The sequence below is a fragment of the Labilithrix sp. genome (assembly GCA_019637155.1).
Lineage (GTDB): Bacteria > Myxococcota_A > Polyangia > Polyangiales > Polyangiaceae > Labilithrix.
In genome coordinates this window covers 464,642-487,250 of the sequence record JAHBWE010000002.1, presented here as the reverse complement: position 1 = coordinate 487,250, position 22,609 = coordinate 464,642, and the positions used below count along the sequence as shown (strand labels likewise).

General features: G+C 70.4%; 18 protein-coding genes. 10 read left to right on the top strand and 8 right to left on the bottom strand.

Features of this window, described 5'->3' with window-relative positions; genetic code table 11:
- The first annotated feature begins 5 nt into the window (after window positions 1-5).
- Together KF837_05860 and KF837_05855 are read left to right on the top strand one after the other, a co-directional pair.
- Window positions 6-1,508, top strand: coding sequence for a hypothetical protein (locus KF837_05860; protein ID MBX3226815.1), 1,503 nt, complete (start codon window positions 6-8; stop codon window positions 1,506-1,508).
- Window positions 1,508-3,838, top strand: coding sequence for a protein kinase (locus KF837_05855; GenBank protein MBX3226814.1), 2,331 nt, complete (start codon window positions 1,508-1,510; stop codon window positions 3,836-3,838). Before KF837_05860 ends, KF837_05855 begins: the two co-directional genes overlap by 1 nt.
- Here the strand turns inward: KF837_05855 and KF837_05850 are convergent.
- From KF837_05850 to KF837_05840, 3 genes are read right to left on the bottom strand one after another with little or no spacing between them, the layout of a single operon-like run.
- A complete protein-coding gene (locus KF837_05850) occupies window positions 3,816-5,570 on the bottom strand; it encodes a hypothetical protein (GenBank protein MBX3226813.1) in 1,755 nt (584 codons plus the stop codon). The two genes, KF837_05855 and KF837_05850, sit on opposite strands and share 23 nt — an antisense overlap.
- A gap of 38 nt (window positions 5,571-5,608) precedes the next feature.
- Window positions 5,609-6,775, bottom strand: coding sequence for an ArsA family ATPase (locus KF837_05845; GenBank protein MBX3226812.1), 1,167 nt, complete (start codon window positions 6,773-6,775; stop codon window positions 5,609-5,611).
- Window positions 6,765-7,697, bottom strand: a complete 933-nt coding sequence (locus KF837_05840; GenBank protein MBX3226811.1) for an arsenic transporter — start codon at window positions 7,695-7,697, stop codon at window positions 6,765-6,767. The genes KF837_05845 and KF837_05840 overlap by 11 nt, the downstream gene beginning before the upstream one ends.
- A 47-nt stretch (window positions 7,698-7,744) precedes the next feature.
- Between KF837_05840 and KF837_05835 the strand changes: the two genes are divergently transcribed.
- Window positions 7,745-7,888, top strand: coding sequence for a hypothetical protein (locus tag KF837_05835; protein ID MBX3226810.1), 144 nt, complete (start codon window positions 7,745-7,747; stop codon window positions 7,886-7,888).
- Between the two features lie 16 nt (window positions 7,889-7,904).
- On the top strand, window positions 7,905-10,040 hold the full coding sequence (locus KF837_05830; GenBank protein ID MBX3226809.1) for a putative metal-binding motif-containing protein: 2,136 nt from the start codon (window positions 7,905-7,907) through the stop codon (window positions 10,038-10,040).
- A 7-nt stretch (window positions 10,041-10,047) separates the two neighbouring features.
- Here KF837_05830 and KF837_05825 read toward each other — a convergent pair whose 3' ends face one another.
- A complete protein-coding gene (locus KF837_05825) occupies window positions 10,048-11,751 on the bottom strand; it encodes a hypothetical protein (protein MBX3226808.1) in 1,704 nt (567 codons plus the stop codon).
- Between the two features lie 94 nt (window positions 11,752-11,845).
- On the opposite strand from KF837_05825, the gene KF837_05820 reads away from it, so the two are divergent.
- The 4 genes from KF837_05820 (at window position 11,846) to KF837_05805 (ending at window position 16,223) form a co-directional block, all read left to right on the top strand.
- Window positions 11,846-13,291 carry a hypothetical protein gene (locus KF837_05820; protein MBX3226807.1) on the top strand — a complete coding sequence of 482 codons (1,446 nt, stop codon included), beginning with the start codon at window positions 11,846-11,848 and terminating at the stop codon, window positions 13,289-13,291.
- A 156-nt stretch (window positions 13,292-13,447) separates the two neighbouring features.
- On the top strand, window positions 13,448-13,963 hold the full coding sequence (locus KF837_05815) for a hypothetical protein (protein ID MBX3226806.1): 516 nt from the start codon (window positions 13,448-13,450) through the stop codon (window positions 13,961-13,963).
- A gap of 17 nt (window positions 13,964-13,980) precedes the next feature.
- Entirely contained in the window at window positions 13,981-14,865 is an 885-nt protein-coding gene (locus KF837_05810) for a hypothetical protein (protein ID MBX3226805.1), read from the top strand.
- A 149-nt stretch (window positions 14,866-15,014) separates the two neighbouring features.
- Entirely contained in the window at window positions 15,015-16,223 is a 1,209-nt protein-coding gene (locus KF837_05805; GenBank protein ID MBX3226804.1) for a S1 family peptidase, read from the top strand.
- Between the two features lie 23 nt (window positions 16,224-16,246).
- Here the strand turns inward: KF837_05805 and KF837_05800 are convergent, their stop codons facing one another.
- Window positions 16,247-17,311 carry a pyridoxal-phosphate dependent enzyme gene (locus KF837_05800; protein MBX3226803.1) on the bottom strand — a complete coding sequence of 355 codons (1,065 nt, stop codon included), beginning with the start codon at window positions 17,309-17,311 and terminating at the stop codon, window positions 16,247-16,249.
- 27 nt (window positions 17,312-17,338) lie between these two features.
- Here KF837_05800 and KF837_05795 point away from each other — a divergent pair, with 27 nt between their 5' ends.
- Together KF837_05795 and asnS are read left to right on the top strand one after the other, a co-directional pair.
- The gene (locus tag KF837_05795; protein ID MBX3226802.1) at window positions 17,339-17,809 is read left to right on the top strand and encodes an acyl-CoA thioesterase; all 471 of its coding nucleotides are present in this window, start codon (window positions 17,339-17,341) and stop codon (window positions 17,807-17,809) included.
- On the top strand, window positions 17,806-19,179 hold the full coding sequence (gene asnS, locus KF837_05790) for an asparagine--tRNA ligase (protein MBX3226801.1): 1,374 nt from the start codon (window positions 17,806-17,808) through the stop codon (window positions 19,177-19,179). Before KF837_05795 ends, asnS begins: the two co-directional genes overlap by 4 nt.
- An 8-nt stretch (window positions 19,180-19,187) precedes the next feature.
- On the opposite strand, the gene KF837_05785 is transcribed toward asnS, so the two are convergent.
- The 3 genes from KF837_05785 to KF837_05775 all read right to left on the bottom strand — a co-directional run bounded on the left by KF837_05785 (window position 19,188) and on the right by KF837_05775 (window position 22,554).
- Complete coding sequence (locus tag KF837_05785) at window positions 19,188-19,856, bottom strand: diheme cytochrome c-553 (protein MBX3226800.1); 669 nt, start codon at window positions 19,854-19,856, stop codon at window positions 19,188-19,190.
- 82 nt (window positions 19,857-19,938) lie between these two features.
- On the bottom strand, window positions 19,939-22,056 hold the full coding sequence (locus KF837_05780; protein MBX3226799.1) for a M13 family metallopeptidase: 2,118 nt from the start codon (window positions 22,054-22,056) through the stop codon (window positions 19,939-19,941).
- A gap of 111 nt (window positions 22,057-22,167) precedes the next feature.
- Entirely contained in the window at window positions 22,168-22,554 is a 387-nt protein-coding gene (locus KF837_05775; GenBank protein MBX3226798.1) for a hypothetical protein, read from the bottom strand.
- Window positions 22,555-22,609: the final 55 nt, after the last annotated feature.

Here is a 22,609-nt window from a genome sequence, read left to right as displayed (position 1 = left end):
GGGGCGTGCGCCGCCTCACGAAAAGCGTCGTCGTCGCGATCGCGCTCGTCCTCGCGTGGGCCTGCGGCGACGGGTACGCCGAGGCGCCCGCGACGCCGCAGGAGGACGCCGGCGTCGACGCGAGCCGCGACGTCACGACCGTCCTCGAGGCCTCGGTCGTGCAGCCGTCGCTCGTGCTCGGCACCACCGCCGCGATCCCGCGCGGCGAGTCGGGGACGATCCCGGTCTCGATCGTCCGCGGCGCGCACCCCGGCGCGCTCGTCGTCGCGGTGAGCGGCCTCCCGGCCGGCGTGAGCGCGCCGGCCGCGACGATCGAGCCCGGCTCGTCGAGCGCGACCCTCACGATCAACGTCGCGAACGACGCGCCGGAGGGCGCGGTCTCGCTCGACGTCGCCCTCCTCTCCGGGAGCGAGAAGCTCGCGACCGCGGCGACCGTGATCACGATCGATCCGCCGCGCCCCGGCACGCTCGATCCGACCTTCGGCAACGACGGCTTCGTCGACCTCGACATCCCGCCCACCCTCGTCGCCTTCGCGTCCGACGGCGCGCTCTACGTCGACGCCGCGAGCGGCCTCGCGCGATGGACGAAAGACGGCGTGCGCGACGCGGCTTACGGACCGCTCACGAAGCCCGCGTCGCAGACCTTCTGGGCGATGACGGTGACCGACAACGGCCAGGTGTACTTCAGCGGCTACGCGAGCGCGCTGAACGCCTCGTCGCCGATCGTCGTCCGCACGAGCACGGACGGGAAGTCCTGGGACGCGACCTTCGCCGGCGGAGGCCCCGCGATCGTGAAGACGGCCCCCGGCGCCAAGTACGCCACCGCGATCGCGCTCGCGGTGCTCCCGACCTCGATCTACGCCGTCACCAAGGTCGAGGAAGACAGCACCGGCAACCCCGGCCCCTTCACGATCGCGCGCATGGACTCGGGCGGCGCGTCCGATCCGGCGTACGGCACCGGCGGCTACCGCCAGCTCCCGAGCGCGGTCTCCGGCGAGCTCGCCGCGCTCCTCGCGCCGATCGCGATCGATCACTACCTCGTCGCCGCGCCGCACGTCAGCGCCGGCGTCACGTCGTATTTCCTCCACGAAGGCACGAGCGCCGGCCTCGTCCTCCGCTCGCTCGACGAGGGCACGCCCGCCGCGATCGCCTTCCACCCCGCCGGCACCTACGTCGCGAAGACCGCCGACGCGGGCGCGGGGATCGTCCGCATCGGCGACGCGGGCGTCGATCCGAGCTTCGGCGGCGCGACCGGCATCCGCTCGAACGGAGAGGTCCGCGCGCTCTCCGTCGACGCGGACGGACGTCCGCTCACCGCCGGGTGCCGCGACGGCGCGGCGGCGTGGGACCGCTACCTGCCCGACGGCGGCGCCGATCCGGCGTACCGCGCCGGCACGACGACCGAGCTCACCTGCATCCGCGCGACGAGGACGACCGACAAGTACGTGTATCTTGCAGGCACCGGCGGTCCGCTCAACTACCTCCGTATCGCGCGGCTCCTCCGCTGATGGGGGGGCCCGAAGAGACCAACGAGACGGAGCTCGACACCGCGACGGGAGAGACGGGCGCGCAGTTCCCCGCGCCGCGCGACGACCTGCCGCTCATCGGCGCGCGCTACCAGGTCCTCGGCATGCTCGGCGGCGGGGGGATGGGCAACGTCTACCTCGCGCACGACACCGAGCTCGACGAGGACGTCGCGGTGAAGCTCCTCAAGGCGACGTACGCCGCGCGCCCCGAGCAGGTCGATCTCCTCCGCCGCGAGGTGAAGTTCGCGCGGCGCGTGACGCATCCCAACGTCCTCCGCACCTTCGACATCGGGAGCCACGAGGGGAGCAAGTTCATCACGATGGAGCTCGTCGTCGGACGCACGCTCGCCGACGACCTCACCGGTCCGCTGCCGTTCGCGGAGGTCGCGCGCGTCGCGCGTGCGGTCTCGGCCGGGCTCGGCGCGGCCCACGACGCGGGGGTGCTCCATCGCGACCTCAAGCCCTCGAACGTGCTCCTCGCGGAGGACGGGCGCATCCTCCTCTCCGATTTCGGGATCGCGCACCTCGTCACGGGCGCGGAGGCGATCCGCGGCATGAGCGGCACGCCCGGCTACATGGCGCCGGAGGTGCTCGCCGACGAGCCGGTCGATCTCCGCGCCGACGTGTGGTCGCTCGGCGCGCTCCTCTTCGAGATGCTCACCGGCACGCGCCTCTTCCGCGGCCGCCGCGAGGGCCTGTTCCAGCCGCTCCTCGTGACGCCGCCCGATCCGAGCAGCCTCCGGCCCGAGGTCCCGATCGCGCTCGACCGCGTCGTGAGCCGCTGCCTCGCCCGCCGCCCCGCCGCGCGCTTCGCCCACCCGCGCGAGGTGATCGCCGCGTTCGACGCCGCCCTGCCGACGCCGTCGAGCACCGTCCTCGCCGCCGGTGCGCCGTCGCGGAGGCGCGCGCGCATCGTCGCGGTGCTGCCCTTCGAGAACCGCGGCGGTCCCGCCGACGCGCACCTCGGCGAAGGGATCAGCGCGCTCCTCATCGACGCGCTCGCGACCGGACCGCTCCGCGCGACGTCGCGCGGCGCGATCGAAGCGGCCGGGACGATCGGGCGCTCGCCGGCCGAGGTCGGACGCGACGTCGGCGCGGAGGCGGTCGTCACCGGATCGATCGCCAACCACGAAGGGAACGTCGCGATCGAGCTCGCCGTCACCGGCACCGCCGACGGGCTCGTCCTCTTCCGCGAGACGCTCGCGTGCGCGCTCGAGGACCTCGTCGGCGCGGCGGAGCGCATGAGCCGCGCGCTCGCGAACGCGCTCCTCGTCGTGCGGAAGGAGGGCGAGCTCGAGCGCCACGACGCCGCCGCGCTCGATCTCTACCTGAAGGGCTCGCACCTCTTCCGCCGGCGCTGGGGCAACCTCGTCGACGAGGCGAAGCAGTGCCTCCGCGAGGCCCTCGCGCGCGCGCCCGACGATCCGATGATCCTCTCCGCCTACGCGTCGGCGCTCGCGTTCGGGATGGCGGCGGGCGACGCGGCCGACGAGGCGGAGGCGCGCCGCGCGACCGAGCGCGCGCTCGAGATCGCGCGCGACCGCCCGGAGCCGCACCTCGCCGCCGCGAGCCTCGGCATGCAGATCGCCGACAACGCGGCCGCCGCGCGCGCGATCGGCGACGCGCTCGCGATCGCGCCGCATCACCCGCAGGCGCACTACCTCCGCGGCCTCCTCCTCCTCGAGACGACCGGGACGGCGGAGGGCCTCGCGCATTTCTACACCGCGGTCACCGTCGATCCGACGCTCACGCACGCGCGCTGGTACATCGCGCTCGCGCACGCGCTCGCGGGGGAGCACGAGCGCAGCGACGCGATCCTCGGCGCGGCGACGGCGCCCGAGCGCGCGGGCTCCGACTACTGGGTCAACCGCATGCGCTGCGTCTACTACCGCCCCACGCCGGAGCGACGCGCCGCGCTCGCGGCGGAGCTCGCGGCGACGCCCGACTTCTCGATGAAGGCCGCGGTCGTCGCGACGTTCGATCTCGTCGAGGGGCGCGCGCGCACCGACGCGACGATGAAGACCGCGCTCGCGGTGCTCGGCAAGCGCTCGAACCGCCGCATCTCCTTCGGCGCCTGCGTCGACGCCGAGGTCGCCGCCATCCTCGGCGCCGACGACCGCGTCGTGCAGGCCGTCGCGCAGATGGACGCGGCCGGCAGCGTCGACGTCGTCTGGCTCGATCGCGCTCCCCTCCTCGATCGCGTCCGCGCGCGGCCCGAGGTCCAGGCGATCCGCGCGCGCGTCGAGGCCCGCGCCGCCGAGGTCCGCGCCGCGCTCGGGTCGGCGCGCGCTACTTCTTCCCTTCGGGCGTGAAGAAGCCCGCGAGGAGGCGCTTGCCGAACTGGTCGAAGGCCTCCGTCGCCATCGTCTCGTAGACCTTCTCCTCCGCCTCGCCGGGGCCGAGGTACGGGGTGCCGTCTCCGTGCAGCACGTGCGTCGCGGCGTGACGGAAGATCTCCGCCTTGAACTTGTACGGCTTCGCGTCGCCGGGGATGACGAACGAGGCGTCCATGTTGAAGTTGAGGCCGACGTAGCTGCCGCGCGGGCGGCTCGAGGTGTAGTTGTGCCCCGACCACTCCGCGGAGTGGGTGATGAAGAGGGTCGGGACCTTCGGCTCCGGGAGCTCCGGCTCGGTGACGACCGAGCCCATCGTCACCTCGAAGAGCTCGGGCGCGAGACCGGCGTCGAACTGCGCCGCGAGCGACTTGCCGAGCGTCGCCTCGCGCGTCGTCGAGTGTTTGTCGTCGAAGAAGCGCGACGGATAGGTGACGACGCCCATGAACGTCGGCGTCTTGAGGATGAACTGGTCCGCGCGCTCGAGGGACGTGTTCGCCTTGCGCTTGAACCGCACCTCGACCTTCGGGCCGTTCTTCTCCGCCCACGCGAAGAGGCGCTCGATGAACGCGATCGCCGCCTTGTCCTTGCTCGGCGCCTTCTTCTTGTAGGCCTCGAGCTCGCGCGCGTAGACCGCGTGGACGGCGGCGCGGTACTCGGGCTCGATCCCGTGCTCGGGGTAGCGCTTGTTGAACTCCTCGAGCGCGGCGAGCGTGCCCGGCTGCTTCGCCCGCTCGAGCGCGGCGAGCATCGCCGTGCGGATCGCGGCGTTCATCTCGTTCGCGATCTTCGAGCGCGGGTGCTCGGCCTTGTACTTGAGGAGCGGGTCGACGTTGCCGGAGACCTTCGCGTCGACGAGCTCCGCGCGCGGGAGGAGGATCTCGCCGACCTCCTCCTGGTGCCGCGAGCCGTGGAGCATGTAGAGGCGGTACGTCGGCGTGTCGTTCACCTGCGTCGCGCGCGCGTACATCTTGTTGTCGCTCCCGCGGTTCCGGAGCGCCCAGATCGTGGGGCCGAGGACGATCGCGATGCCGGCCGCGATGACGGGCCCGAGCTTCTTCCACGGCGGGCGCCTCAGCTCGTATTGCTCGGTCGGACCGACCGGGCTCGCGAAGCGCGGGTTGTGGAGCGGATCGACCGCGACGAGCTCCTTCGGGTCCTCCGTCGCGTTCGCGTGCATCGCGCGGTCGCGCGCGGTCTGCACCTCCTTCACGAGGTCCGGGCCCTGCGACGGAGAGGACAGCGGGAAGAGGAACGAGTGACCGCCCGCGAACGCGATCCGGATCGAGGTGCCCTGGAGCTCGACCGCGGTGAGGTCGCGCGTCTCGTAGACCTTGAACTGATCGTGCCGCGCGTCGATGAGGCACGCGGGGAAGAGGTAGATGCCGGCCGAGTACGGGAGCGCGCGCTCGCGCACGACGCGGGCGAAGGCCTGGAGGAGCCCGAAGCCGAGGCCGAAGACGAAGACGAAGTAGAGCGGGATGACCTTCGCCGAGTGGAGCGACAGCGTCGACTCGAGATCGCCGAACGCGATCCGCGCGGTGACGAGGAGCGCGACGAACGACGCCGCGCTCACGCCGACCCAGCGGAGCTTCGTCGACGTGCCGCCCTTCGACGCCAGGATCGGCGCCGGAGGAAAGCCGCTCATGACCGAACCGACGAAGCGGTCCTGGATCGCGCGCGGCAGCGTGTAAAAGTCGACGGCCTTCATCCTCGCGGAGCCCCGACGATCGGGGAAGCCGCATCCTATCAGGCGTTTTCGAGGTGAACGAGATTACGTGCAAGCTCGGCGAGACCGGCGAGGTCCTCGACGGCGCCCCCGAGATGCGGCGTCGCGATCGCGGCCCCTTCCGGCGCATCCATGCGGAGGTTGGCGAGGAGGTCGCGATCGCGCCGCGCGCGCCAGCGCTCTCCGTCGGCGAGCTGTCCGAGCTTGTGGAGGGCGCCCCGCTCGCGATCGGTCGCTCCTGCGTCGAGCGCTATCTCTTCCGGTCCGACGAACCCGCGCGTGTACGCCCAGCTGCGATTGAGCACGTAGCCCGCGAACGGCAGGCCGAGCTCCGTGATCTTCGCGCGGAAGAAGCCGGCCTCGGCGAGCGCCGACGGCTCCGGGCTCGTCACGAGCACGAACGTGGCGTCCTGCGACAACAGGAGGTTCCGGACCGCCTCCGCGTGCTCGCGCATCCCGCCGAACATCCCGGAGAACGCGCCGAGGAAGTCCTGGACGTCCTTATAGAAGCCCTCCCCGAAGGCCTTCGTGAAGACGCGATCGACGAGGTCCGACGCGGCGCGGAGGAAGCCGCCGCCCTTCTTCGGGAGGAACACGCTGATGACGCGCTCGTCGAGGAAGAGCGAGAGCTTCCGCGGGGCCTCGAGGAAGGCGAGCGCGTTGCGCGAGGGCGGCGTGTCGAGGACGACGAGGTCGTAGCGATCGCCGCGCGACAGCTCGTAGAGCGCCTCCGCCGCGGTGTACTCCTGCATCCCGGCGATGACCTTCGTGAGCGCCTGGTAGAGGCGGTTCGAGAAGATCTCCTGCACCCGCTCCTCGCTCGACGCGAGGCGGCGCACCATCGACTCGAACACGACCTCCGGCGCGAGCATCCACGCGTCGAGCGTCCCCGCCGCCGGCACGCCGATGCTCGCGAGCAGCTCGCGCGGCACCGGCGTCGGCTCCCGCGCGCCGGCGGGGATCCCCATCGCCTCGGCGAGGCGCCGCGCCGGATCGATCGTGAGGACGAGCGTGCGCCGGCCGCGCACGGCTGCCGCGACGCCGAGCGCGGCCGAGGTCGTCGTCTTGCCGACGCCGCCCGCGCCGCAGCACACGATCACGCGCTTGCTCCGCACGAGCGGCTCGAGGAACGTCGCGTCTTCGATCGGGAGGACCGGCGCCGTGTCCGGCGGGCGGCTATCGGGCATGCTCCACCGAGGCCTGCTCCACCGAGAGGAGCGAGGCCATCTCCTCGGCGAGGCGCGGGCCGTCGAGCCACACGTCCTGCATCGTCTCGACCGGGATCGCGACCGACGCCGTCAGGCGCTCGATCGCCGCGCGCGCGCGATCGATGCGCTCGAGCGTGCGGACGCCGAGGGTAGGCGGGCGCCCGGCGAGCGCGCGATCGAGGAACGCGCGCTCCTCCGCGTCGAACGGATCGAACGGGACGCGGTTCACGACGACGCGCGCGAGCGGGATGCGATGTTTGGCGACGCCCTCCGCGAGCTCGATCGCCTCGCTCACCGGCAGCGTCTCCGGCAGCGTGACGATGACGCCGCCGACCTGCTTCGGATCGAGGAGGAACGCGAGCCCCTCCTTCACCGCCGCCGCGATCGGACCGCTCGTGATGACCTTGAGGAGCGCCTCTGGCACCTGCGCGAGCGCGAGCGCGTGCCCGGTCGCGGGCAGGTCGCAGATGATCGTCTCGTAGGTCCAGGAGCCGTCCTTCCGCTTCGCGCGCTGGAGATCGAGGAGGCGGTAGAGGATCCCCATCTCGGGGAACGTCGGCGCGGCGGAGAGGAAGCGGCGGATCGCGCCCGCCCTCATCGCCGCGTCGGCGAGGACCTTCATCGGCAGCACGTCGCGGAGGAAGCGCTGGTGCCCGGTCGACGGTGAGAGCGACGCGAGCCACAGGTTCGGCGCGATCTCCCGCGGCTCCTCCGTGATCGTGCTCGCGCCGAGCGCGGCGGCGAGCGCAGAGGAAGGATCGTCGTCGCCGGCGATCTCGGTCGCGAGGACGCGCTTGCCCGAGGCGGCGAAGTACCGCGCGAGGGTGGCGGCGACCGTCGTCTTGCCGACGCCGCCTTTCCCGGTCACGAGGACGGCGCGGAGCGGGAGCAGCGCCTTCACAGCCCCGGCGTATCAGGATCGGAAGGCGGGGTGCTAGGCTTCTCGGCATGTCCAAAGGCGACGAAGACATCGTCGAGGTGAAGTGCCCCGACTGCGGCGCGACGGTGAAGATCCCGGCCGCGAAGGCCGAGCAGGAGTACAAGGCGGTGTGCCCGAAGGGCCACGAGATCCCGCTCGCCAAGATGATCTGAGATCCGCTCGATGGGCATGAAGGCTCTGCTCGGCGCTTCGGCGCTGTCGTCGGTCCTCGTCCTCGCGTTCGCTCCGGCCGGATGTGGCACGGAGGTGCGCGACCGCTTCGTCGCGTCGCTCGACGCGGGGCCGGAGGCGGAGGCGGAGGCGCCGGTCGTCGACGCGGGCGGCGTGGACCCCACGATCGGCGGCCCGTGCAACGACGACGGGCAGTGCGACGATCAGATCCCGTGCACCTTCGACCGCTGCGATCAGGAGCTCGGGCGCTGCCGCAACACGCCCGACGACGCGCAGTGCCAGGACGGCGCCTACTGCAACGGCAGCGAGCGCTGCGTCCTCCGTCAGGGCTGCGCGCCGGGCCCGGTCGTCACCTGCTCCGACGGCGACGGCTGCACGATCGATCGCTGCGTCGAGGGCACCCAGTCGTGCGAGCACGTCCTGCGCGACGTCGACGGCGACGGCGACCCGGACTACCACTGCAACGGCGGCGGCGACTGCGACGACACCGATCCCACCGTCAGCAGCAAGAAGGCCGAGATCTGCGGCAACTTCAAGGACGACAACTGCGACGGCCGGATCGACGAACAGCCGTGCTCGGTGCCCGAGAACGACACGTGCGCGACCGCGACCACGATCGCGACGGCGGGGACGTACCTCCTCAGCACGGTCGCGACGAAGCCCGACTACGGCACGAGCTGCGCGACGTCGACGAGCGGCCAGGACATCGTCGTGGCGATCAGGGTCCCGGCCGACGGCGCGCGCGACGTCCTCGTCCGCGCCCGCACCAACTCGTCGCTCAACGCGGAGGTCGGCCTAACGCTCCAGCGCGCGTGCGGCGACGCGAGCCAGGAGATCCAGTGCCAGCGCGTCCCGAACGTCGCCGACGCGCGCGCGATCGCGCGCAGGCAAGCGGCGGGCTCCACCGTCTACGCCGTCGTCGCGACGCGCAACGAGTCCATCGTCGATCTCGGCGTCGCGTTCCTCCCGCCGACCGATCCTCCGGCCAACGAGAGCTGCGCGTCGCCCGCGCCGATCGCGCTCGATCAGGCGGCGGCCGTCTCGCTCATCGACGCGAAGTTCGATCTCTCCTCCGACTGCCACGCGAACGCGACCGGCGGCGAGCTCACGTATTCGTTCGAGCTCACGGAGGAGCGCGACGTGCGCATCTTCGCGTCGCGGACGCTCGGCACGGGCGCGCCGATCGTGAGCCTCCGCGATCCGGCGAGCTGCACGACCGACGAGCTCGCGTGCCGCGCCGGCGAGTCCTCCCCGCTCTTCAAGCGGCGGCTCGCGAAGGGCGTCCACGTCGTCAGCGTCGCGGCGACGACGCAGATCGACGCGTCGATCATCGTGAAGACGTCTCCCCCGACCGATCCGCTCCCGGAGGAGTCGTGCGCGACGGCGCCGGAGATCGAGCCGAACAAGACGAAGCTCGTGAGCCTCACCGATCACGAGGACGCGATCGACAACGGCTGCGGCCCCGGCTTCGCCGACGCGGCGTTCAAGCTCACGCTCGACGCCCCGAGCGACGTGCTCGTCATCGGCCGCTTCCCGTTCATCGATCAGGGCATGGTCTCGCTCAGCCCCCCCGCGTGCGACGCGGCGATCGCGTGCACGCAGGGCTCGACCCCGCAGCGCGTCTCGCGCCGCAACCAGCCCGCCGGCGAGTACCGCGTCGTGGTCGGCGATCAGCTCTCCGAGTCCGCGCTCCTCTTCCCTCTCGTCCGCCCCACCGTCCCGCCGACGGTCATCACCGCGGGCGACGGCTGCACCGACGCGTTCCCGATCCCGGACACGGGCGGCTACTTCACGGGCGACACGACGGACATGACCGCCGACTTCAGCGCCGGCTGCGACCAGACCGGCCAGCCGGCGGGCACGGCGAAGGACCAGCTCGGCAAGCTGGTCCTCACCCAGCGCCGCCGCGTCGTCTTCGACATGAGCGGCTCGGACATGCAGACGATCCTCGATCTCCGCCAAGGCGAGCCCTGCCCCGGCATCGAGCTGAGCTCCGCCTGCCACGTCGGCACCGGCCCCGGCCGCAGCTTCCTCGACATCACCCTCGACCCCGGCACCTACTACGTCCAGATCGACGGCTACAACGGCGCGACCGGCAAGTGGGCCCTCGACGTCCGGGTGCTGGAGCCGTAGCCGCTCACTACGGCTCCACAGACGATCCCCGCTCGTAGACCATGTGCACGTTCGCGCTGCGACCTGGGCCGAGCTCGATCACGTGACGACCGACCGCGTGCGGGTGGAACTGAACGAACTGCCGGAGCACTGGGCAGCGCCCGGTCCGGTCCGCGAAATCGATGGGCACGTCATGGCCGTTCGGGCCCGTCATGCGCACCGCGATGGGCTCCTGGAAGTGGAGCGTCAGCTCGCCGTCGACCGTGTTGTCGAGCGCGATGAAGGCGGGGTCCCCCACCAACGGCGGACGCGCGATCGTGTAGAAGGTGTGCGATCGTCGGAACGTCGGCGCCTCCGCGGGCGTCGCCGATGCCACGAGCGTCGAGAACGGGCCTGATTCCCCATGCCCACACGCGTGCGCGAGCGCTGGATTTTGAGGCTCCGGCGCCTCTTGCAGCGAGACGCCGACGATCGACGGCCACGGCTCCAGCTTGGCGGCGAGGAGGTGACCGCCATAATCGATCGTGCCGCCGAAGAGGCCGCCGCGGCCTCCTGCCAGCCAGCCACCGAGGCGGCGCGCGAAGACGATACGCGCGACCGACGTCCCGACATGAAGCGCGCGAAGCTCCCCATCCGGCTCGGTCACCTCGCCCACGATCGAGCCATCGTCGCGGAACCCGTGGAAACATCCATGGAGGCCCGTGGGCTCCCACGCCCCCGTCCCGGCGTCGCCGACGGACGTGAAAGGACGACGATGACCTTCATGTTTGCCGCAGCCGACGACTCGTCCCGTCGTGTCGACGGCGTGAGCTTCGCTCTCCGTCGCGTCGTCCGGGCCAACGCGAGCGCAGTCCGCGTAGCTCGCGGTGGAGCAGCGAACGGCGTGAAGCTCGTCGTCACCAAACCTCGTCGCGTCACGTACCGCCGCCGCGTGCCAGTCGTGGCGGCGGTCGAAGAGACTGCCCGCCGCGTCACCCCAAGGCAGCGTGGTCCATGCGCCGCCCTCGTACCAAGCGGGCCGGCCGTCACGGCTCCCGAACGTCGTCGTCGCGTCAGCATGCCGGAAGGCCGTCCCCGGACCTCCGAACTGCAGCGCGCCACCCTCGATCAACACCGACGACGTCGTGCTCGCCGACTCCCAAGTCCCCATCGCGCGCGCGTCACTCCCGCTCCAGAGACCGAGACGTGCCCCTGGCGTGCTCGGCTTGTCGCTCGCGACCTCGCGCACCCGGTAGAGCTCACCGTCGATGGTCGCGAAGGAGCTCGTGTCCGCCCGCACGTCGAGGCGCCCGCTGCGACTGCTCCCGTTCGAGAGCGCACGGTACGTCACCGCTCCTGCCGTGAACACTCGTGACAGACGTAGCCGAATCGTGCCGGCGTCGACGGTCGTCTCGATCCCCGCGGGCGCCGACAGGATCTCGACCAGCTCTCCCTCGAGGAGCGGCACCGAGACGTCGGCCTGCATCCGCGGCGCCACGACGAACGATACGGCGGAGATCTGACCGCCATCCATGAGCTCGACGACGTCCGGCGATGCATCGGGCGCCGTCGCGGCGTCGTCGCGAGCACCTCCGTCGCCGTCCAGTACGGAGGCGTCTACGCGCGCCGGCTCCGGCGCGCGTACGACGTCGAGGGGGTGCCCCGCGTCGACGCTCTCGTGCATCGACGACGAGCTCTCGTCGCAGGCCGTGAGCACGATCAGGACGAGCGTCGGCGTCGACGCGAGGAGCATGGTCGCTTTGAGCCTTCTCATCGTTTGGCACGCATGACTATAGCATCTTGATTGCAGTTGCATTTGACTAACAACAACTGTACTCGTGCATCGCATGATCCATTCTTCGAGGCTTGTGTTCTTCGCCAGCGCCACCTTTGGGACGATCGCGCTGGCCACCGCGTGCGCGGACGACGATCCGGCGACGCCGTCGAATCTCGACCCCGACTCCGGCGTCATCGGCACAGCGGACGCCGCGCCGCGTGACTCATCCGCGGCGCAGTACGACGGCGGCGCGCCCGCCGACGCTTCGGGCCCGGCGCCGCTCGTCTTCACGATGGTCACGATCCGCGATGTCCCGGTCTCCATTCGGATCGCCGAAGCTCCCGAAGCGGGGACGAACCTCACCATCGAGCCTGCCGCGCACGGTGAGACGACCGTCAAGGACGGTGTGATCCGCTACGCCCCCTCGCCCGGCTACGTAGGAACCGACGAGGTGCACGGCTCCGTCGTCGCGGCCGGCGAAGAGAGGTCGCTCGTCATTCAGGTGAACGTGAAGGACGGGCTCGGCACCGTCGTTCATGGAACGCTGTACACCACCGAGGTGGATCCGGACGTCGGCTGGGCGGACGTCGACAGCGCGGGGAATCGCGTCGGGGAGCGGACGAACGGAGAGCTCGTCCTCGTGAAGGCGAGCGGCGAGGAGGTCGTCATCACGCCGCCGGCCGGCGCGGAGTACGCGCTCGTTCGCGGTCTCGCCGCGGACGGAACTGTGCTCGCCCAGTACCTCGACGGCGATCGGTCGCAGTGGCTCAGCTTCACGTGGAAGGACGGCGCCGTGCTGCGCACGTGCGATCCCGGCGACGAAGGAGATTGTTCCATCGAGCGAATGCACTCGGGCGGACGTATCGTGGGAACGCTCTACGACTGGACCACGTGGCGCGGCTTCCTCTGGGAGCCCGATGGGACGCGCGTGCTCCTCGACATCGACGGCTACCAAAACCATTTCGGCCGCGCGATCGGTGTGAACGGTGAGGTCATCGGGATCGTCGACTCCTCGTCGAGCGGCTACGAGGGCCCGAGCCGTTGCTTCCGCGGCGTTCCCGCGATCCAGACGCCGGACGACGACGGCGGTATCCCGACCGCCCGTGGGTTCACCATCATGCCGGGTCCCGATAGCAACCCTCACGCGATCGACTGCCGTGGGGTCAACGCTGCGGGAATGATCGTGGGCTCCGTCAAGGCGACCGCCGACGGCGAGAACGTTCCGCGATCCATCAGCGATCGGATGCGTGGAGCGCTCTGGCACCCGACGCGCGGTTTTGCCTATGTCCGCCTCCCGATTCCACGTCCCAGCGAGAGCGCATGGCGCCTGGAGCAGCTCTTCGGGATCGCGGACAACGGCGTCATCGTCGGCTGGTTCCAGGACGTGGTGCCGCCGACGCCGCCCGACGAATGGCCGACGCGGACGACGAAGGGCGTCACCCTCCGCCCCGAGGCGCCGCAGGACGACCGCGTCTTCTTCGAGGACTCCACGTTCGACCACGTCGGGGGCCCGTAGCCTCGCCGCGACGAAGACTGAGCTCACGGTCGTCTATCGTCGCCTCCGAGCGATGGTTGGTGTCGCGCCGACGCAGCAACGGGGCGCCAAGTGTGCGGGATGACGAGCGCTCGGCGTGGCATGGCGGCTGCTTGCGCGAGCGCCGTGACCCTTCGCATGCACTCGATCACTCACGCAGTTTCGAAGCGGCTCTTCGGCGTCGCGGCGCTCGTCGTTCTCCTCGGGGTCGGCGCCTGCCAGAAGAAAGAGGACCGCTGGGAGCAGGCGGCGGCCAGCGCGCAGAAGGCCGCCGAGTCGGCGCCCACGTCGTCGGCGCCGAAGGCCGAGACGGGGAGCTTCAACAAGTTCTTCCCGCCCGACGGCACCGAGGGCGCGTCGCGCGTGTTCACCGCCGACAAGGAGGGGTACGCGGAGGCGAAGCTCTCCAAGGACGGCAAGGAGATCGCGCTCCTCGCCGTCACGGACCTCAACGGGAAAGACGCTGACAAGAAGAAATTCGAAGGCGCCGCCGACAAGGTCGACGCGCACCCCGTCGCCACCTTCGGCAAGAACAAGACGATGATCCTCGTCAAGGATCGCTACCAGGTCAGCGTGTCGAGCCAGTCGCTCGATCACGACGCTCGCAAGGGCGTCATCTCCAAGTTCGATCTCCGCGGCCTGTCCGCGCTCTGAGCACGAGGTCCACTCCAATGAGCGATTCGATCCATACCCTTCTGCAGGCGCTCCCCGAGACGAGCCTCACCACGCGCGTCCTCGGCGTCCTCGACTACCTCGCCCCGGGCGAGTGGCAGAACGTGACCAGCTTCGAGAAGATGGTGGAGTCCGTCACCGGCGAGACCGATCCCGAGGTCGTCCAGGCCGTCGGCGTGAAGGCGCTCCAGCTCTGGTTCGACGAGAGCACCGGCTACCAGCGCGCGGCGACGATCTTCAAGCTCGTCGACTCAGAGAGCACGATGGCCGGCGCCGCCTCGCTCGCGAGCCTCGCCGGCCAGCGCTTCGAGCTCCTCAGCTTCCTCAAGGACATCACGCCCAAGCCGGACACGGTCCAGGCCATCGACGCCGGCGTGAAGCTCGCCGCCGAGCTCGCCGCGTTCTGCTCGATGAACGGCCTCCCCGGCGACAGCGTCGGCGACTTCGTGAGCTCGCTCCTGAACGCGAGCAAAGAGGACGCGATGCGCTTCTCGGCGTGGATCGCGCTCGACGTCGTCCTGCCGCTCGGCCCCGACGGCGTGTCGAAGGTCATCAGCGCGGTGCAGGGCATCACCGAGGGCGAGCTCGCGAACAACCGCGTCTTCCGCACGATCGCCAGCTACCTCCCCGGCGACATCGGGAACAAGAAGCAGCTCGTCACCTCCACGCTCGACGGCGCAAAATCGGCGATCGACGCCAAGATCCAGAACAACGCGATCAGCCAGGACGGCATCCTCGCGAAGGTGCGCGAGTACGTCGACGTCGCCGACGACAAGCTCGATCTCGTCGCCGCCGCCCTCGACGTCAGCAACAACTACTACGAGCACACCGGCATCCAGACGGTGGCGCGCCGCCTCGTCACCCGCGCCTACGGCGAGATCTGAGCGCCGGATCACGATCGCGTCGATCGTCCCGGATCTGAAACGACGGTCCTCCCCGCCCGGAACGCCGGCGCCGACCCCGCGAAAACCCATGTATTCCGGGCTCGCCCGTTGTCGGGTCGCCGGCACCAACCGTGCTTCAGAAACGAAGCATGCGTCGCCTGCTCGCCACCGTCCTCGCCCTCTCGCTCGCCGCCTGCGCCGTAGAAGAGGAGGCGTCCGACTCCTCCGCCGACGCGATCCAGGCCGGGCGCTCGGCCGAGGACGGCTTCGCGGCGGTCGGAATGCTCGTGTTTCCGGGCGGTTCGATGTGCAACGGGACGCTGGTGGCGCCGGACCTGGTCCTCACCACCGCGCAGTGCCTGCGGCAGCACGGCACCCCCACCGAGTTCTACACCGGAGACGGCAAGGCGGCCGCGACGGTCGAAGAGGCGACCGCCGGCATGGCGCGTCACTCGGTCGAAGGCGCCAAGGTCTTCCCGGACTACAACCCTCGCAGGCCCTTCCACGAGATCGGGCTGCTCAACCCTTGCCGGCTGCCCAACCTCGACGTGGGCCTCGTGAAGCTGAAGGCGCCGGTCGACGGCGTCACGCCGCTCTCGCTCGAGGCGCGTGCGCCGCGCGCCTCCGAGACGTGCACCGTCGTCGGCTTCGGCCGCCACGACGCCGACGGCGCGACGACCATCGGCGCCAAGCGCAGCGCCTCGATGCAGTACCAGGGCGACAGGCTCGACGCGTTCACGTTCCGCGGCGGCTCGGGCCGCCTCGCGTCCGGCGACTCCGGCGCGCCGCTCGTCTGCGGCGACTCCGTCGTCGGCGTGGGCGCGTGCCGCGGGGACGTCGACTTCTTCGCGCGCGTCGACCTCACGATCGCGTGGATCGGCCGCATGCGCGCCTCGTGGGAGGAGGATCGCTGCAGCGAGCCGCGCGAGCTCGGCGCCGTCGCCGGCGATCGCGGGAGCGACGAGCTCACCGCGAGCGGCACCTGCAACGACGCGGTCCAGTTCCGCGTGAAGGAGCTCGACGGCGGCCTCCAGCGCGTGCCCCTCAAGTTCACGGCCACGCTCACCTCGCCGCCGGGCGAGGACTTCGACCTCTTCGTCTACGAGAGCCGCTTCAAGCTCGATCCGTTCGGGACGGGCGGCCACGGCGGACGCGTCGCCTGCGGTCTCAGCACCGCGCGGAGCGAGGAGGCCGCCGACGAGGAAGACGTCGTGACCCGCTCGTGGGGCGACGAGTCCTTCATGAGCGTCGACGACGCGCGGTGGATCACGCTCGAGGTGCGCAACAAGAACGCGGGCTGCGCGGCCGCCCCGTGGGAGCTGCACGTCGAGGGCAACGTCGAGCGGAGCCCCGAGTAAGGCTCTCTCGGGATCGAATCGGATCAGACGCGCACGTCGCCCTCGAAGGCCCAGCGCAGCGACGCCGGCACCGGCGCGTCCGGCGGCGCCGGCGGGCGGGCGGTCGAGAGCGTGTTCCAGAGCAGGATCGTCGCGCGCGGGCGCGTCCGCGCGATCTCGCGCAGCGCCGCGAGCGCCTTGCCGCTGTACGTCACCTCGCCCACGGCGCCGGTCAGCGCGCGCACTTGCTCCGCGCCCTCGATCGCGGCTTCGGTCGGATAGCCGTATCCCTTCCCCAGCGCGGCTCCGTAAAGGCCATAACGGACATTGCCACGTTGCGGCCGCCACCCGCGCGCCCGCGCCGCCAGTGCCTTGTCGGTATTTCGCAATACCGCTTTCACCATCGCGCGGTTCGTCGCGAGCGCGGTCGTAATTCGTACTCCGATGATCTCCGTGCTCCACCCGAGGTGCGCGCAGCCGAGCGCGAGCGCGGCGAGGGTGCCCGCGGAGCCGGTGGGGACGACGATGACGTCCGGCCTCGGCGCCTCGCCGCGCTCGACCTGCTGCGCGAGCTCCAGCGACGCGTCGATGAAGCCGAGGTTCGCGAGCGCGCCGCTCGCGCCCGGCATGATGAAGTAGCCGTCCGCGCCCGCGCGGCGCTTGGCGCGCCACGCCTTCCACGCCGTCGCCGCGTAGCCGCCGGCGTACTCGAGCTCCGCCCCCGCGTGGACGAGCGCGCGGAGCGACTCGCGCGCGAAGGTGGTGACCGGCTGTTCGAAGAGGACCACCGTCACGTCGAAGCCGAGCGACTTGCCGAAGAGCGTCGTCGCCATCGCCTGCGTCGACGCGAGGCCGCCGATCGTGACGATGCGCCGCGCCCCGCGCCGCCGCGCGTCGGCGAGGACGAACTCCCAGCGCCGCACCTTGTTGCCGCCGTAGAGGGGCGAGACGAGGTCGTCGCGCTTCATGAAGACGCCGCTGCGGCCGAGCCACGGCGCGATCGCGTCGCAGCTCTCGACCGCGGTGGGCACGTGCGCGAGCGGCATCCACGGCGTCCCCGCCTCGAGATCGGGGAACGCGTCGAAGAGCAGCGGCCGCGTGCGGAGCATCGGTCCTCACGATAGCCTGCTCGCCTCATGGAACCGCGACCGCAGTCCGCCAGCGTCACGCAGATGACCGAATACGTCCTCCCGCAGCACACCAACGCCCTCGGCGGCGTGTTCGGAGGGCAGATCATGGCGTGGGTCGACCTGTGCGCCGCGATCTGCGCGCAGCGTCACTCCGGGCGCATGTGCGTGACCGCCTTCGTCGACGACCTCAAGTTCGAGCTCCCCGTCCGCGTCGGCGAGGTCGTGCGCCTCGAGGCGCGGCTCACCGCCACGTTCCGGACCTCGATGGAGATCGAGGTCGTGGTCGAGGGCGAGCACCCGGCGAGCGGAAAGCGCTGGCCCTGCGTCACCGCGCGCCTCACGTTCGTCGCGATCGACGAGGCGCGCAAGCCGACCGCGATCCCGCCGCTCCTGCTCGATTCGCCGGAGACCGAGGTCTCGCAGGCCGCCGGCGAGGCGCGACGCAACGCGCGGCTCATGGTAGGAAAACGGTCATGACCGAGGCCGCCGCGCCCGCTGATTCACCGATAGTCGTCCGCATCGAGAAGCTCGCCGAGCACGTCGGCGAGACCGTCCGCATCCAGGGCTGGCTCTACAACAAGCGCTCGAGCGGCAAGCTCCACTTCCTCGAGATCCGCGACGGCAGCGGCATCGTGCAGGGCGTCGTCTTCAAGGGCAACGTGAGCCCGGAGCTGTTCGCCGCGGCGGACCACATCGCGCAGGAGTCGAGCCTCGACGTCGTCGGGCTCGTGAAGGAGCACGGCAAGATCAAGGGCACCTACGAGCTCGACGTGAAGGACGTGCGCGTCCTCGCGAAGCCGGCGAAGGAGTACCCGATCGGCCCGAAGGAGCACGGGACGGACTTCCTCATGGACATCCGCCACCTCTGGCTCCGCTCGAAGCGGCAGCACGCGATCATGCGCGTGCGGCACACCATCATCAAGGCGGTGCGCGACTTCTTCGACGAGAACGACTTCACCCTCATCGACGCGCCGATCTTCACGCCCAACGCGTGCGAGGGCACCTCCACCCTCTTCGAGACCGACTACCACGGCTCGCCCGCCTACCTCACGCAGTCGGGGCAGCTCTACATGGAGGCCGGCGCCGCCGCGTTCGGCAAGGTCTACTGCTTCGGCCCCACCTTCCGCGCCGAGAAGTCGAAGACGCGCCGCCACCTCGCCGAGTTCTGGATGGTCGAGCCCGAGGTCGCCTTCATGGACCTCGAGGGCGACATGAAGCTCGCGGAGAGCTTCCTCTCCTACGTCGTGCAGCGCGTCCTCGACGTGCGGAAGAAGGAGCTCGAGCAGCTCGCCGCCGACGACAAGAAGGACCGCGCCGACGATCCCGAGTGGTTCGAGCGCCACCTCGCGATGCTGCGCAACGTGCAGGCGCCGTTCCCGCGCATCACCTACCACCAGGCGATCGAGATCCTGCAGAAGAACGGCCACCCGGAGGCGAAGGTCGGCGACGACTTCGGCGGCGACGAGGAGACGGTGATCTCCAAGCAGTTCGATCGCCCCCTCATCGTGCATCGCTACCCGATGGAGCTGAAGGCGTTCTACTTCGCGAAGGACAAGGCGAGCCCCAACCTCGCGCTGAACATGGATGTCCTCGCGCCGAACGGCTACGGCGAGATCATCGGCGGCGGCGAGCGCGAGACGGACCTCGCGGCGCTGGAGCGCTCGATCGAGGAGCACAAGCTCCCGAAGGAGGCCTTCGACTGGTACCTCGACCTCCGTCGCTACGGCACCTTCCCCCACGCCGGCTTCGGCCTCGGCATCGAGCGCACGGTGAGCTGGATCTGTGGCCTGTCCCACGTGCGGGAGACGATCCCGTTCCCGCGCATGCTGAACCGCCTCGCGCCGTAGCTTCGGACTCAGAGCTTCGGCGGCGCGGCGGCCTTCTGCTGCGCGGCGATCTTGTCGTAGCCCGACTGGATCGCCGCGATGACGGGCGGCGGGACGTTGGGCTCGGGGACCGCGTTCTTGATCGCGGGGATCGACTGGAGGAACGCGAACATCGCCTTGAGGTCCTCGTCCGAGGCCTGCGCCACGTTCATCCACGGCATCGGCGGCAGGATCGGACGCCCCGCCTCCGCGCCGCGGTGCTTGCCGGTGCGCATCGCGCGGATGAAGTCGTCTTCGCTCCAGAGGCCGAGGCCGGTCTCGGCGTCGGGCGTGAGGTTGGCGGTGTAGACGGTGCCGAACGGGAGCTTGAACGAGGTGAAGGTCGGACCGATGACGGCCTGGTCCCCCTTCCCCGGCTCGCCGGTCGGATCGGGCGCGCCTTCGGGGTGGCCGGAGAGCATGCGGTCCATCTGCGGGACCGGCATGCCGAGCGCAGGATCGAACGTCATCGGCGTGTGGCAGTCGCCGCAGCCGCCGATGCCGACGAGGTAGCCGCCGCGCTTCACCTTTTCTGCCTTCGCGACGGTGGCGGGTGCGTCGGCGGGCGGAGCGACGGGCTTCGTCTCCTTCTTTTCGGTGCAGCCGGCGAAGACCAGGAGGAGAGAGACGGCGAGGAACGAGCGGGCGCGGTCGAGCATGGAAAGACCATGCGTCCTAACCGCCGCGCTCGTTCCTACGTCGATCCGAAGCCGCCCTTAAGAAGATCCTAAGCGCGAGCGATCACCAGATCTTCACGCGCTGCTGGGGCGCGATGAACAGCTTGTCGCCCGGCTTCACGTCGAACGCGGTGTACCAGGCGTCGAGGTTGCGGACGATGCCGTTGGTCCGGTACATCGGCGGCGAGTGCGGGTCGGTCATGACCTGGTTCTTGAGCGCCTCGTCGCGGGAGAGCGCGCGCCAGACCTGGGCGTAGCCGAGGAAGAAGCGCTGCTCGTTGTTGAAGCCGTCGACGGTGTAGCGCTCCTTGCCCTGCTGCGAGATCTTGTAGGCCTCGAGCGCGACGTTGCTGCCGCCGAGGTCGCCGATGTTCTCGCCGAGGGTGAGCTTGCCGTTGACCTTCACGCCGGGGAGCGGCTCGTACTGCGAGTACTGATCCGAGAGCGCATCGGTGCGCTTCTTGAAAGTCGCGAGGTCGGCCTCCGCCCACCAGTTGCGGAGCACGCCCTTCGCGTCGTACTTCGCGCCCTGATCGTCGAAGCCGTGGCCCATCTCGTGGCCGATGACGGCGCCGATGCCGCCGTAGTTCACGGCGGGGTCGGCGTCGGGATCGAAGAACGGCGCCTGGAGGATCGCGGCGGGGAAGACGATCTCGTTGTAGAGCGGGTTGTAGTACGCGTTGACGGTCTGGGGCGTCATCCCCCACTCGTCCTTGTCGGTGGGCTTGCCGAACTTCTCGAGCGCGCGGTCGTGGCTCCAGAGGCTCGCGCGGCGACGGTTGCCCCACGCGTCACCGGGCTGGACGTCGAGCGCGGAGTAGTCCTTCCACTTGTCGGGGTAGCCGATCTTCGGGCGGAACGCGGCGAGCTTCTCGAGCGCGGCCTTCTTCGTCGGCGCGGTCATCCAGTCGTTCGCCTCGATCCGCGCGGCGTACGCCTTGCGGATGTTCTCGACGAGCTCCTTCATCTGCTCCTTCGCGCGCGGCTGGAAGTGCTTCTCGACGTAGAGCTGCCCGACCGCCTCGCCGAGGACGCCGCCGGTGGCGCCGGTGGCGCGCTTCCAGCGCTCGGCCTGCTGCGGGGTGCCGCCGACGGTCTTGCCGAAGAACTCGAACACCTCCTGGTCGAGCGCCTTCGGCAGGATCGACGACGAGGCGACGAGGTAGTGGTACGTGAGGTACGCCTTCCAGGTGGAGACCGGCGTCGACGCGAAGAGCTCCGCGAGGGCAGGCATCGCGTCGAGCTCACCGACGATGACGCGGTCCTGCCCCTTGAAGCCCGCCGTGTCGGCGTAGAGGCGCCACGGGAACTTCGGGATCTCCTTCTCGAGCGCGGAGATCGTCTTCGGGTTGTAGCGCTTCTCCGCGTCGCGCCGCTTCACGCGGTCCCAGTGGTGCTCCGCGATCTTCGTCTCGAGCGCGAGGATCGCCTTCGCGTCCGACGCGTCGCGCGCGGCGTTCTTCTTCTTGTCGTGACCGAAGGCGAGCACCTTCGCGATGTGCGCCTCGTACTTGGCGCGGATCTCCTTGAAGCGCGCGTCGTCCTTCAAATAGAAGTCGCGGTCGGGGAGGCTGAGCCCGCCCGCGCCCGCGGCGAGGACGTACTGGTTCGGGTCCTTCGCGTCGATCGTCATGCCGATCCCGATCGGACCGGCGAGCGGGATGCCGGGGGTCGCGATGAGGCGGGCGACGTCCTTCGACGTCTTGAGCTTCTGGATCGCCTTGAGATCGGCCTGCGCGGGCTTCATGCCCTTCTTCTCGATCGCGTCGGTGTCGAGGTACGCGGCGTAGAAGTCGGCGACCTTCTGCGCGACCGATCCCTTCGGGTGCTGTCCCTTCGCGACCTCGTCGAGGATCGTGTGCACGTCGACGCGCGACTTCTCGCCGAGCGCGTCGAAGGCGCCCCAGCGCGTCTTGTCGGCGGGGATCTTGGCCTGCGCGAGCCACTTGCCGCCGGCGTACTTGTAGAAGTCATCGCCGGGCTTCACCGACAGGTCCATGCCGTCGGTGTCGACGCCGAAGCTCCCGAGCTTCGGCTTGGGTCCGGTGCGCGCGCGCTCGGTCTCCTTCGGCGCCACCTTCGCGGCGGTCGTGTCCGTCGTGCCTGCCGACGGCGCCGTCTCGGCGCACGCGGCGAGGGTTGCGAGGAGCAGGGCGCACAGGGAAAGCGAGCGACGGTTCATGCGCGCACGCCGTAGCGCGGGGATCGCGCCCGCGCCATACGAAGTTCATGAACACCGGCGTATCCGTCTCGGAAAGGATGCCTCCCAAACGGAAATTTCAGACGCCAGCGGCTACTGCAGGGGATCGCCGAACGTCGCGGTGACCTCGTAACCGTCGAGCGAGCCGCTCAGCACCGTCTCCGCGCTGGCCTTTCCGGGATGGCGAAGCTCGATCTTCGTAGCCTCCTCTTCAGGCTCCGTCGCGGCGATCGTGGCGACGATGACGCAGTCCTCCGGACGCACGATCGGGAAGAGGATCCCTTCCTCGTCGGCCTCCCCGGCGAGGTCATCCCGCCCGCCGGCGCCGCCACACTTCAGGGTCACGCTGGCGGGGATCCCGGTCGCCCCCTGCGTGATCGCGACCAGGACGGAGAGCCTCCCCTCGCCGGGAACCGTGACGAGATCGCTCTGCGTCTCCCCCTGCTCCTCGACCGCTTCGCTGCCACCGGCGCAGCCCACCAGAGAGACCAGCCCAAGGCATCCGGCGAGAAAGACGGTACGCACGACAGCCAGA